This window comes from Chimaeribacter coloradensis, assembly GCF_002858715.1.
Lineage (GTDB): Bacteria > Pseudomonadota > Gammaproteobacteria > Enterobacterales > Enterobacteriaceae > Chimaeribacter > Chimaeribacter coloradensis.
Window position 1 is genome coordinate 93,537 of the sequence record NZ_PJZH01000010.1, and the last position, 12,540, is coordinate 106,076.

The following is a 12,540-nucleotide window of genomic DNA, read 5'->3' on the forward strand; positions in this document are numbered from 1 at the left end:
ACAGGTAAGAGTAGCCATGAGACTGACATCCAAGGGTCGTTATGCCGTAACTGCTATGCTGGACGTAGCACTTCACTCCCAGGAAGGGCCGGTACCGTTAGCCGATATTTCTGAACGTCAGGGCATTTCGCTCTCCTACCTGGAACAGCTGTTCTCGCGTCTGCGTAAAAATGGCCTGGTGGCCAGCGTGCGCGGGCCGGGCGGTGGTTACCTGCTGGGCAAAGACGTGGCAGAGATCGCAGTCGGTGAAGTGATCATGGCCGTGGACGAATCCATTGACGCCACCCGTTGCCAGGGCAAAGAGGGCTGCCAGGGCGGTGACCGCTGCCTGACCCATACCCTGTGGCGTGACCTGAGCGAGCGTATCAGCAGCTTCCTGAACAACATCACGCTGGCTGAACTGGTTAACAACCAGGAAGTGCTGGACGTGGCTGACCGCCAAAACCATGAAACCCGCCGTATCCCTTCTGCTGTGCGTCCTCAGGAAGCGATCAATGTAAATCTGCGTTCCTGAGCCGGACGCGTTACACTGACGTTTTTGTGATGTACGGAGTTGAAGAGTAATGAAATTACCGATTTATCTGGATTATGCGGCCACCACACCGGTTGACCCGCGTGTGGCTGAAAAGATGATGCAGTGCCTGACTCTGGACGGGACTTTCGGTAACCCCGCTTCCCGCTCGCACCGTTACGGCTGGCAGGCGGAAGAGGCGGTAGATGTCGCGCGGAACAATGTGGCCGACCTGATCGGCGCTGACCCGCGTGAAATCGTCTTTACCTCCGGTGCCACCGAGTCCAATAACCTGGCGATCAAGGGCGCAGCCCACGCAAACCGGGAGAAAGGGCGGCATATCATCACCAGCATGACTGAGCATAAAGCGGTGCTGGATACCTGCAAACAGCTGGAGCAGGAGGGGTTCGACGTCACTTACCTGACGCCGCAGCCCGATGGCCTGATCGCTCTGGCTGACCTCACCGCCGCCCTGCGTGATGACACGCTGCTGGTCTCCATCATGCACGTCAATAATGAAATTGGTGTGGTGCAGGATGTGGCGGCCATCGGCGAGCTGTGCCGCAGCCGTGACATCATTTTCCATGTGGATGCCACCCAGAGCGTCGGCAAACTGCCGGTTGACCTGAATGAACTCAAGATCGATCTGATGTCCTTCTCTGGCCATAAACTCTATGGCCCGAAAGGCATCGGCGGCCTCTATGTGCGCCGCAAACCGCGCATCCGCATTGACGCCCAGATACATGGCGGCGGCCATGAGCGCGGTATGCGCTCCGGCACCCTGCCGGTGCACCAGATTGTCGGCATGGGCGAGGCGTACCGCATCGCCAAAGAGGAGATGGCCGCGGAAGGTGAGCGCCTGCGCCGCCTGCGTGACCGCCTGTGGCACGGCCTGCAGCAGATTGACGGCGTCAGTCTGAACGGGTCGCTGGCGCAGGGGGTGCCGAACATCCTGAACGTCAGCTTCCGCGATGTGGAGGGGGAATCCCTGATCATGGCGCTGAAAGATCTGGCGCTCTCGTCCGGCTCCGCCTGCACCTCCGCCAGCCTGGAACCCTCTTATGTCCTGCGGGCGCTGGGGCTGGATGAGGAGCTGGCACACAGCTCCCTGCGTTTCTCGGTCGGCCGGTTCTCCACCGACGAAGAGATTGAGTACGCCGTCGCCCTGGTGCAGAAGTCGGTTGACCGCCTGCGCCGCCTCTCAGGCGCGGCATAACGCGGCGCATTGACCCGCCGCCGGATAAAAACTTCTGGCGGCGCTCCACCGGGTCTGGTTAGATAAAGCGGAATGAATCGCATACGGGCTGCCATAAGGTGGCCCGCGTTGTTTATGGTTCGCCGCATCACGGCATAGGTTCCGGTTTTGGGCCTGCTCTGACAAAGAGAACAACAATCAGGAGTTTGATTATGACCGCAGACACGATGGCGCCGGGCGTCATGCAGATTTTCCTCTCATCCCAGCCCGCTGACGCCCGCTGGGGTGACAATGCCCTGCTGAGCACCGCTCAGGAAGGCATCACGATTCATACCACCGCCGGCAATGCGCTGGCCGCTCTCCAGCGCGCTGCGCGCCGGATTGACGGGCAGGGCATCAGACGCGTGAAACTGGCCGGTGAGGGCTGGGATCTGGAGAACAGCTGGGCCTTCTGGCAGGGCTTCCGCGGGCCGAAGGGCCAGCGCAGCGTAGAGTGGGCCGCGCTGGAAGACGACGCGCAGCAGGAGCTGGATCGCCGCCTGACCATCATCGACTGGGTGCGTGACACCATTAATATGCCGGCGGAAGATCTGGGGCCGGAAACCCTGGCCCACCGCGCCGTTGACCTGCTGTGCCAGTATGGCGGCGGCCATGTCTCCTACCGCATCACCAAAGGCGATGACCTGCGTGAGCAGAATTACGCCGGCCTGCACATTGTCGGGCGCGGTTCCGAGCGCCCGCCGGTGCTGCTGGTGCTCGACTACAACCCGACCGGTGATGAAAACGCTCCGGTCTACGCCTGCCTGGTGGGCAAAGGCATCACCTTTGACACCGGCGGCTACAGCCTGAAACAGAGCGCCTTTATGGACTCCATGAAGGCAGACATGGGCGGCGCGGCCACCGTGACCGGCGCGCTGGCTCTGGCGGCGGCCCGCGGCCTGACGCAGCGGGTGAAGCTCTACCTCTGCTGCGCGGACAACATGGTCAGCGGTAACGCCTTCAAGCTGGGTGACATTATTCACTACCGCAACGGCAAAACCGTGGAAGTGATGAACACCGATGCGGAAGGTCGCCTGGTGCTGGCCGACGGCCTGATCGACGCCTCTGAGCAGCAGCCGCAACTGCTGATCGACTGCGCGACCCTGACCGGGGCCGCCAAGACCGCGCTGGGCAATGATTACCACGCGCTGTTCAGCTTCGACGATGCGCTGGCCGCCGACCTGCTCGCCAGCGCCGGGCAGGAGCAGGAGCCGTTCTGGCGCCTGCCGCTGGCGGAGTTCCACCGCAGCCAGTTGCCGTCCAACTTTGCTGACCTGAACAACATTGCCGGGCCGAGCTATACCGCCGGGGCCAGCACCGCGGCGGCGTTCCTCTCCCACTTTGTGCAGAACTACAAACAGGGCTGGCTGCACATCGACTGCTCCGCCACCTACCGTAAAGGCGCAGTGGATCAGTGGGCCGCCGGGGCGACCGGGCTGGGTGTGCGCACCCTGGCCAACCTGCTGCTGAGCAAAGCGGAATAACGGCAGGCACGTTAATCTCTTTATCGCGTGAGCAGGTATCACGGGGCGGCCTGGCTGCCCCGTTTTTTTATCCCGTATGTCGTGGTTTTATCTTGTTGCAGAGCCGTTCCGGCTTGTTGATGGAGTAACGTATGAGCACATCTTTTGATCCCACTGAGTCCGCGCAGGGCAGTGAACTGGAGCAGCTGCTGATGCAGGCGGTGAGCGACCCGGCACAGCGCCCGGCGTTCTACCGCGCGCTGATGGACGCCACAGTGCTGGTGCTGACGGACAGTGAGGCCCCGGAAGGCGAGGTGGTGCTGGAGGCCGGCAGCCCGCTGAGCCTGCAGGTATGGGAAAAGCAGGACGGCGCGCGCGTGCTGCCGTTTTTCAGTTCGCCGGCGGCCCTGCAACGGGCGGTCGAGGGCGAGCAGCCGTTTATGGCGCTGCCGGTGCGCGTGCTGTTTGAGATGACGGAAGGGGCAGAGCTGTTCCTGAACCCGAAAAATGAGTACGGCAAAGAGTTCACCCCGCAGGAGGTGAGCCAGCTCTTGCAGGACGGCGGCACCGCCAAACCGCTGGAGCGGGTGCTGGAGGCCGGGACAGAGTTTTTGATCGGCCAGCCGGAGCACTACCCGGCGGCGATGGTGGATGCCCTGACCACGCTGTTCAGCCAGCGCAAGCCGGTACGCCGCGCTTTTCTGGCATTAATCCATGACAAAACCAGCGACGAGCGGCCAAACCTGCTGGTGGGGCTGGAAGTGGACGGGGCCACGGAGCAGGAGATTGAGGCGCTGATCCAGGAAGCGGGCACGGTGGCGAGTGAGGCGCTGGCAGAGGATGAGCCGGTAGACTTCTGCCTGGTAAATGAAAAAGAGCGCGGCATCAGCCACTACCTGATTCAGCACACCCAGGCCTTTTATCAGCGCCGCTGGGGCAGCTGGCTGCGTAATATCATCCCGTCTTCCGGCATCGCCTGACGGCGGAAGGGCGCTGATGGCCGGCACATAGCGGAAAAAGCGCTTTATATGTGCATAAAGAGTGGGGAATTAGCTAAAATTATTTTAATCAAATGTTGTGTTTCAGGTAGGCAAGCGCCGTCCTGCCCCCTATAATCGGCGCCATTTCACGGTGGGCACCCCTTTATGCCTGCCTCCCAGGACGACGTCAGACAGAGGTTTACATGACTATCGAACGTACTTTTTCCATGATCAAACCGAACGCAGTGGCCAAAAACGCCATTGGTTCTATCTATGCCCGTTTCGAAGCCGCTGGTTTCAAAATCGTTGCTGCCAAAATGGTTCACCTGACCCGCGAGCAGGCTGAAGGCTTCTACGCTGAGCACAAAGGCCGCCCGTTCTTCGACGGTCTGGTTGAGTTCATGACCTCCGGCCCGATCATGATGCAGGTTCTGGAAGGCGAAAACGCCGTTCAGCGTAACCGTGACATCATGGGCGCAACCAACCCGGACAACGCCCTGGCCGGTACCCTGCGTGCTGACTACGCGGACAGCTTCACCGAGAACGCCGTTCACGGTTCTGACGCGGTTGAATCTGCACAGCGCGAAATCGCGTACTTCTTCACCGAAAACGAGCTGTGCCCGCGCACCCGTTAATTGGTGAATGATAGCGGGCTGAAAGATTCATTTGCTGAAACAATTAAACCGTGACAGCCGGCTTTCCGCCATAGCATCGCTATCCTAAAATTTGTACAATACTGCGCCCCGGAGGAGCCTGCTCTTTCGGGGCGCATGTTTTCGCATCCCGCCACCGGGCGGATGCACTTCCCTTGAGCCAAAAGTGTAACAACGAGGCCGCGACATCCATGTTAGAAACAACTCCTTCTGGGCAAACCGTGTCTGAAACGTCTGAATCCTCTGCGCCTGCCGTGCACGTGGCCAAACCGGCTGCGGAAAAAATTAACCTCCTCGATCTGAACCGCCAGCAAATGCGCGAGTTTTTCGCCAAAATGGGCGAGAAGCCGTTCCGTGCTGACCAGGTCATGAAGTGGATGTACCACTACTGCTGCGACGATTTCGAGCAGATGACCGACATCAACAAAGTGCTGCGCGGCAAACTGCAGGCGATTGCGGAGATCCGTGCGCCGGAAGTGGTGGATGAGCAGCGCTCCGCTGACGGCACCATCAAATGGGCGATTCTGGTCGGCGACCAGCGTGTTGAGACGGTATACATCCCGGAAGATGACCGCGCGACCCTGTGCGTCTCTTCTCAGGTCGGCTGCGCGCTGGAGTGCAAATTCTGTTCGACAGCGCAGCAGGGCTTCAACCGCAACCTGCGGGTCTCTGAGATTATCGGCCAGGTCTGGCGCGCCGCCAAAATCATCGGCGCAGCGAAAGTCACCGGCCAGCGCCCGATCACCAACGTGGTGATGATGGGCATGGGTGAGCCGCTGCTTAACCTGACCAACGTCGTCCCGGCGATGGAGATCATGCTCGATGACTTCGGTTTCGGCCTCTCCAAACGCCGCGTGACCCTCTCTACCTCCGGCGTGGTGCCGGCGCTGGACAAGCTGGGTGACATGATCGACGTGGCACTGGCGATCTCCCTGCACGCGCCGAATGACACCATCCGCGATGAGATCGTGCCGATCAACAAAAAGTACAATATCGAAACCTTCCTGAGCGCGGTGCGCCGCTACCTGGCGAAGTCCAACGCCAACCAGGGCCGGGTGACCATTGAGTACGTGATGCTCGACCACGTCAATGACGGCACCGAGCACGCCCACGAACTGGCTGCCGTGCTGAAAGACACGCCGTGCAAGATTAACCTGATCCCGTGGAACCCCTTCCCGGGCGCACCTTATGGACGCAGCTCGAACAGTCGCGTCGATCGTTTTGCCAAGGTGTTGATGGAATATGGATTTACGACTATTGTGCGTAAGACCCGTGGTGACGACATCGACGCCGCCTGCGGTCAGTTGGCGGGCGAGGTGATCGACCGGACCAAGCGTACCCTGAAGAAGAAAATGGCAGGGGAGCCGATTTCGGTAAAAGCACTCTGAGCCTGACCTGAGGGCGTGCGCCGCACGGTGCGGCCGCGCCTCCCTCTCTCAGATCGGAACGGCACGGGCAGGGCAGCCTGCCGCCGCGTTCCAGGGAATGAAACGCATGATGCTGAAAACGTTACAACGTGCGCCGCGCTGGCTCTCCGGGGCCATAGTGGCGGCCGCGCTGGCGGGCTGCTCGGGGTCCGCGCCGGAGAACGCCGCGCCTGACAGCGCCGCGCCGGTGGACACCCGCCTGCAGCTGGGCCTGGGTTACCTCGATCAGGGGAATTTGCCGGCTGCCCGGCAAAACCTTGAAAAGGCAGAGAAAGCCGCACCGGACGACTACCGTACCCAGTTGGGCATGGCGCTCTATGCACAGCGGGTAGGAGAGAATGAGGCCGCGCAGCAGCGCTATCAGCGCGCCCTGCAACTGGCCCCGCAAAATGGCACGGTGATGAATAATTACGGTGCGTTCTTGTGTAGTTTAGGGCAGTATGTACCGGCACAACAGCAGTTTAGCGCCGCCGCGCAGGTGCCCGATTACGGGCAGGTTGCAGACAGCCTGGAGAATGCGGGCTACTGTTTCCTTAAGGCGAATCAGGACGATGAAGCGCGGGTATTGCTGGGCCGGGCACTGAAGTATGACCCGGACAAAGGGACGCCCCTGCTGGCAGAGGCTGAGCGGCAGTTCAGTGAAGGGCAACGCGCCAAGGCGCAGCTTCTCCTGGATGTGTATCAGCATATTTTGCCGGCCAGTGCCGACAGCTTATGGTTACAGATTCGTTTCGCCGCGCTGGATGACCGCCAGGACAAGATAGACCGTTATGGCCGGCAGCTGGCGCGAAGTTTCCCACACTCTAAACAGTACCAGCAGTTTGTCGCTAATGAATACTGAAGCCTCTCAAGAAAACATCTCGAAAACGACAGGTGAACGCCTGCGTCAAGCCCGTGAACAGCTTGGGCTGAGCCAGCAGGCCGTGGCGGAACGCCTGTGTCTGAAAGTCTCCACGGTGCGTGATATTGAAGAAAATACCGCGCCGCCGGGGCTGGCCTCAACCTTCCTGCGCGGTTACATCCGCTCCTATGCCAAGCTGGTGCATATTCCTGAAGAGGAACTGCTGCCGCTGATGGCCAAACAGGCACCGGTCCGCGCGGCCAAAGTCGCCCCGATGCAGAGCTTCTCGCTGGGTAAATCCCGTAAAAAGCGTGACGGCTGGCTGATGGGCTTTACCTGGCTGGTGGTCTTTGTGGTGATCGGTCTGACCGGCGCCTGGTGGTGGCAGAACCATCAGGCCCAGCAGCAGGAGATCGCCACCATGGCGGATCAATCCTCTGCGCAGCTCTCCCAGGGGGATGGCCAGGCCATCCCGCTTGGGAACAGCGATGATGCCGCCGCCGCAGACAGCAGCAGTGACACCACCGGCACGCCGCCGGACAGCCAGGCCGCCAACACCGCGGCCCAGCCTGCGCCGGTAACGCCGGACGCAACGGCCAACGCCCCGGCTGCCCAGACCCCGGCCCCGGCCGTGGTTGCACCGTCCCAGGCCCCGGTGGCCGCCCCGGTCACCACCCCGGCAACGGCCCCGGCCGCCGCCCCGGCGGATGCCGGCGCAATTGTGATGAATTTCAATGCGGATTGCTGGCTGCAAGTGAATGACGCGACAGGCAAAACCCTGTTCAGCGGCATCCAGAAAAGCGGCGGTACGCTGAACCTGAACGGCACCGCGCCGTTTAAACTGAAAATTGGCGCGCCGCGCGCTGTCCAGATTCAGTATCAGGGCAAGCCGGTTGATCTCAGCCAGTTCATTAAGTCAAACCGTGTTGCGCGCCTTACGCTGGCTGCTGAATAATAGGGCATCCGGCGCGATGCGCCCGCAGCAATGGAGAGCAAGACATGCATAACCACGCACCCATAAACCGCCGCAAATCAACACGCATTTACGTCGGGAAGGTGCCTATTGGTGATGGCGCGCCGATTGCCGTGCAATCGATGACCAACACCCGTACCACCGATGTTGAGGCCACGGTCAACCAGATCAGGTCGCTGGAACGTGTGGGCGCGGATATCGTCCGTGTCTCCGTCCCGACGATGGATGCTGCCGAAGCCTTTAAAGTGATTAAGCAACAGGTCAATGTGCCGCTGGTGGCGGACATTCACTTTGACTACCGCATTGCGCTGAAAGTTGCCGACTATGGCGTGGATTGCCTGCGCATCAACCCCGGCAACATCGGCAACGAATCCCGCATCCGCTCCGTGGTGGATTGCGCGCGCGACAAAAACATCCCGATCCGTATCGGCGTCAACGGCGGATCGCTGGAGCGCGACCTGCAGGAGAAGTATGGCGAGCCGACCCCGCAGGCGCTGCTGGAGTCCGCAATGCGCCATGTCGACATCCTCGACCGCCTCAACTTCGACCAGTTCAAAGTCAGCGTAAAAGCCTCTGACGTCTTCCTGGCGGTGGAGTCCTATCGCCTGCTGGCGAAACAGATTGTGCAGCCGCTGCACCTCGGCATCACCGAGGCGGGCGGTGCCCGTGCCGGGGCGGTGAAATCCGCCATCGGCCTGGGGCTGCTGCTCTCGGAAGGCATCGGCGACACCCTGCGTATCTCGCTGGCGGCTGACCCGGTGGAAGAGATCAAAGTCGGCTTTGATATTCTGAAATCCCTGCGCATCCGCTCCCGCGGCATCAACTTCATCGCCTGCCCGACCTGTTCACGCCAGGAGTTTGACGTGATCGGCACGGTGAACGCGCTGGAGCAGCGCCTGGAAGACATCATCACGCCGATGGACGTCTCCATCATCGGCTGTGTGGTCAACGGGCCGGGTGAAGCACTGGTCTCTACCCTTGGCGTCACCGGCGGCCACAATAAGAGCGGCTTCTATGAAGATGGCGTTCGCCAGCGTGACCGGTTCGACAACGAGCTGATGATCGACCAGCTGGAAGCCAAAATCCGCGCCAAAGCCGCGATGATGGATGAAAGCAAACGCATCGTGATCAACACGCAAGCAGAGTGACATCGGTAGCGGGCTGCTCAGGCGGCCCGTTTTCTATTGAACCCGCGGGGGGTGACCCGGCATCCTCGTTGAACCGCCGGAGGCATAGCCCCTATAATCGGGTTCATTTTTTGTATTAAGACTATAGAGAACTGACGTGGCAAAGAACATTCAAGCCATCCGCGGCATGAACGACTATCTGCCGGAAGAGACGGCATTGTGGCAGCGCATCGAAGGCACCCTGAAGCAGGTGCTGGGCGGCTACGGGTATAGTGAAATCCGCCTGCCGATTGTAGAGCAGACCCCGTTATTCAAGCGTGCCATCGGTGAAGTCACCGATGTGGTCGAAAAAGAGATGTACACCTTTGATGACCGCAACGGCGAAAGCCTGACCTTGCGCCCGGAAGGCACCGCAGGCTGCGTGCGTGCCGGCATTGAGCATGGTCTGCTGTACAATCAGGAACAGCGCCTGTGGTATATCGGCCCGATGTTCCGTTATGAGCGTCCGCAGAAAGGGCGCTACCGCCAGTTCCACCAGTTGGGGGCGGAAGTGTTCGGCCTGCAGGGGCCGGATATTGACGCAGAGCTGATCCTGCTCACCGCGCGCTGGTGGAAAGCGCTCGGCATCGCCGACCATGTGGCGCTGGAGCTGAACTCCATCGGTTCCCAGGAGGCGCGCGCCAACTACCGCGAGGCGCTGGTCGCCTTCCTGGAGCAGCACAAAGAGGCGCTGGACGAAGACTGCAAACGCCGCATGTACAGCAACCCGCTGCGCGTGCTCGACTCGAAAAACCCGGATGTGCAGCGCCTGCTGAACGATGCGCCGGCGCTGGCCGACTACCTGGATGATGAGTCAAAACAACACTTTTCCGGTCTGTGTGAACTTTTGGACCAGGCCGGTATCCCATATACGGTTAATCAGCGGCTGGTCCGCGGCCTTGACTACTACAACCGCACGGTGTTTGAGTGGGTGACCACCAGCCTGGGCGCGCAGGGTACGGTCTGTGCCGGTGGCCGCTATGACGGCCTGGTGGAGCAGCTGGGGGGCCGCGCGACGCCGGCCGTCGGGTTCGCGATGGGGCTGGAGCGCCTGGTGCTGCTGGTGCAGGCGGTTAACCCCGGCTTTAAGGCCCCGGCCACGGTAGACGTTTACGTCATCTCGTCCGGTGCCGGTACCCAGGGTGCCGCGATGGCGCTGGCGGAGCAGGTCCGTGATGCTGCCCCGCACCTGCGGCTGATGACCAACTACGGCGGCGGCAACTTCAAGAAGCAATTCGCCCGTGCAGACAAGTGGGGCGCCCGTGTGGCCCTGGTACTGGGTGAAAATGAAGTGGCGGCCCGGCAGGTGGTGGTGAAGAACCTGCAAAGTGGTGAACAAGAAACGCTGGCGCAGGGCGATGTTGCCGCGCGCCTGGCAACGATGTTGGGTTAAGGAGAGGGACACCGTGGAAGTCTATACCACTGAAAACGAACAGGTTAATGCAGTGCGCCACTTCTTCGCGGAGAACGGCAAGGCATTGGCTGTTGGCGTGGTGCTGGGCATTGGTGCCCTGGTGGGGTGGCGTTACTGGCAGGGGCATCAGACAGAAGCCCTGACCGAGGCGTCCATCTCTTACCAGAAAGCGACTGACGCGCTGATGGCGAAAAAGCCGGAAGGTGTGGCAGCAACCGAGCAGTTCATTCAGGCCAATGACAACAACTACGGCGCGTTTGCCGCGTTGCAGCTGGCACAGCATTTTGTTGATCTGAAAGAGTATGACAAGGCCTCGCAACAGTTGGCGAAGGCCGCCGGCCTGACCAAAGATGAAAACCTGCTGCCGCTGATTTCGCTGCGGCAGGCCCGTCTCCAGCTTCAGCAAAACAACCTGGATGAGGCGCTGAAGACGCTGGACGGTGTCAAAGGCGAAAGCTGGGCAGCCATGTCACTCGATATCCGTGGCGATGTGCTGGCGCGCAAGGGAGACCTGAAAGGCGCCCGCGACGCATACAGTAAAGGCATCGATGCTAAAGCTTCTCAGGCACAGCAGGCGCTGCTGCGCATGAAGTTAAATAATTTGGCCAGCTAAGGGGATGCCAATGCATTTGCGTAAAACGCTCTTGGTAGGGTGGGTCTCTGTCGCCCTGCTGAGTGGTTGTTCATTGTTCAACGGTGAAGAGGATGTGGTCACCATGTCCCCGCTGCCGAAAGTTGAAAACCAGTTCACACCGACGGAAGTCTGGAACAGCTCTGTGGGCAGTGGCGTAGGGGAGTTCTACTCCAACCTGCGCCCGGCCTGGCAGGGAACCACGGTCTTCGCCGCCGATCGCAAAGGCGTGGTGAAGGCGATGGATGCTGACAGCGGCAAAGAGATCTGGAAAGCAGATCTCTCTGAGAAAACCGGCTTCTTCTCCAGCAACCGTTCTGCGCTGCTCTCCGGGGGCGTGACCGCGTCCGGCAACCACGTTTACGTGGGCAGCGAGCGCGCCGTGGTGTATGCCCTCAACAGTGATGACGGCAGTGTCGCCTGGCAGACCAGCGTCGCCGGCGAAGCGGTGTCACGCCCGGTGGTGAGTGACGGCCTGGTGCTGGTGCATACCAGCAACGGCATGTTGCAGGGCCTGAGCGAGACCGACGGCAAAGTCCAGTGGACGGTGAACCTGGATATGCCGTCACTCTCCCTGCGCGGTGAGTCCGCCCCGACGGCCGCCTTTGGCGCTGCGATTGTCGGCGGTGACAACGGCCGCGTCAGCGCGGTGCTGATGAAAGAGGGGCAGATGATCTGGCAACAGCGCATCTCCCAGCCAAGCGGTGCCACCGAGATTGACCGCCTGAACGACGTGGACACCACGCCGGTCGTGGTGGAAGGCGTGGTGTATGCGCTGGGTTACAATGGTAACCTGACGGCGCTGGACCTGCGTTCCGGCCAGATCATCTGGAAACGTGAAGTCGGCTCCGTGAGCGATTTCATCGTGGATGCGGGCCGCATCTTTGTGGTTGACCAGAATGACCGCGTTATCGCCCTCAATACCCAGGGCGGCGTCAGCCTGTGGCGTCAGAGCGATCTGCTGCACCGCAACCTGACCGCGCCGGTGTTGTATAATGGTTATCTGGTGGTGGGTGACAGTGAAGGTTACCTGCACTGGCTCAATACCGATGATGGCCGTTTCGTGGCTCAGCAGAAAGTGGACAGCTCCGGCTTCCTGAGCGCGCCGATTGTGGCGAGCGATAAATTGCTGATCCAGGCGAAAAGCGGTGACGTTTACGCGTTCACCCGCTAACATCCGGTAACATATCCAGAGCCACCCGGGTGGCTCTCTGACGGCCCCTGATATTCAGGGGCCGTTTCGTCTT

Annotated in this window: 12 protein-coding genes; all 12 read left to right on the forward strand. The window is 60.8% G+C overall.

What is annotated here, in order from left to right:
- Positions 1-16 precede the first annotated feature (16 nt).
- The 12 genes from iscR (at position 17) to bamB (ending at position 12,467) form a co-directional block, all read left to right on the forward strand.
- Positions 17-514 (forward strand): Fe-S cluster assembly transcriptional regulator IscR, encoded by a 498-nt coding sequence (gene iscR / locus CYR32_RS11720; RefSeq protein WP_101824576.1) that lies wholly within the window; start codon positions 17-19, stop codon positions 512-514.
- Between the two features lie 49 nt (positions 515-563).
- The gene (locus CYR32_RS11725; RefSeq protein ID WP_101824577.1) at positions 564-1,727 is read left to right on the forward strand and encodes an IscS subfamily cysteine desulfurase; all 1,164 of its coding nucleotides are present in this window, start codon (positions 564-566) and stop codon (positions 1,725-1,727) included.
- Between the two features lie 206 nt (positions 1,728-1,933).
- The gene (gene pepB, locus CYR32_RS11730) at positions 1,934-3,229 is read left to right on the forward strand and encodes an aminopeptidase PepB (RefSeq protein ID WP_165698234.1); all 1,296 of its coding nucleotides are present in this window, start codon (positions 1,934-1,936) and stop codon (positions 3,227-3,229) included.
- Between the two features lie 131 nt (positions 3,230-3,360).
- Positions 3,361-4,188: an enhanced serine sensitivity protein SseB gene (sseB, locus tag CYR32_RS11735; protein WP_101824578.1), complete on the forward strand. Its 828-nt coding sequence runs from the start codon at positions 3,361-3,363 to the stop codon at positions 4,186-4,188.
- A gap of 203 nt (positions 4,189-4,391) precedes the next feature.
- The gene (ndk, locus tag CYR32_RS11740; RefSeq protein WP_072930234.1) at positions 4,392-4,823 is read left to right on the forward strand and encodes a nucleoside-diphosphate kinase; all 432 of its coding nucleotides are present in this window, start codon (positions 4,392-4,394) and stop codon (positions 4,821-4,823) included.
- Positions 4,824-5,032: 209 nt separating this feature from the next.
- On the forward strand, positions 5,033-6,229 hold the full coding sequence (gene rlmN, locus CYR32_RS11745) for a dual-specificity RNA methyltransferase RlmN (protein WP_420912832.1): 1,197 nt from the start codon (positions 5,033-5,035) through the stop codon (positions 6,227-6,229).
- Positions 6,230-6,338: 109 nt separating this feature from the next.
- Positions 6,339-7,109, forward strand: coding sequence for a type IV pilus biogenesis/stability protein PilW (pilW, locus tag CYR32_RS11750; protein ID WP_101824616.1), 771 nt, complete (start codon positions 6,339-6,341; stop codon positions 7,107-7,109).
- The gene (gene rodZ, locus CYR32_RS11755; protein ID WP_101824580.1) at positions 7,099-8,064 is read left to right on the forward strand and encodes a cytoskeleton protein RodZ; all 966 of its coding nucleotides are present in this window, start codon (positions 7,099-7,101) and stop codon (positions 8,062-8,064) included. The genes pilW and rodZ overlap by 11 nt, the downstream gene beginning before the upstream one ends.
- 44 nt (positions 8,065-8,108) lie before the next feature.
- Positions 8,109-9,230, forward strand: a complete 1,122-nt coding sequence (gene ispG / locus CYR32_RS11760; protein ID WP_101824581.1) for a flavodoxin-dependent (E)-4-hydroxy-3-methylbut-2-enyl-diphosphate synthase — start codon at positions 8,109-8,111, stop codon at positions 9,228-9,230.
- Positions 9,231-9,366: 136 nt separating this feature from the next.
- A complete protein-coding gene (hisS, locus tag CYR32_RS11765) occupies positions 9,367-10,641 on the forward strand; it encodes a histidine--tRNA ligase (RefSeq protein WP_101824582.1) in 1,275 nt (424 codons plus the stop codon).
- A gap of 13 nt (positions 10,642-10,654) precedes the next feature.
- Positions 10,655-11,275, forward strand: a complete 621-nt coding sequence (locus CYR32_RS11770; protein WP_101824583.1) for a YfgM family protein — start codon at positions 10,655-10,657, stop codon at positions 11,273-11,275.
- A gap of 10 nt (positions 11,276-11,285) precedes the next feature.
- The gene (bamB, locus tag CYR32_RS11775; RefSeq protein WP_101824584.1) at positions 11,286-12,467 is read left to right on the forward strand and encodes an outer membrane protein assembly factor BamB; all 1,182 of its coding nucleotides are present in this window, start codon (positions 11,286-11,288) and stop codon (positions 12,465-12,467) included.
- Positions 12,468-12,540 lie beyond the last annotated feature (73 nt).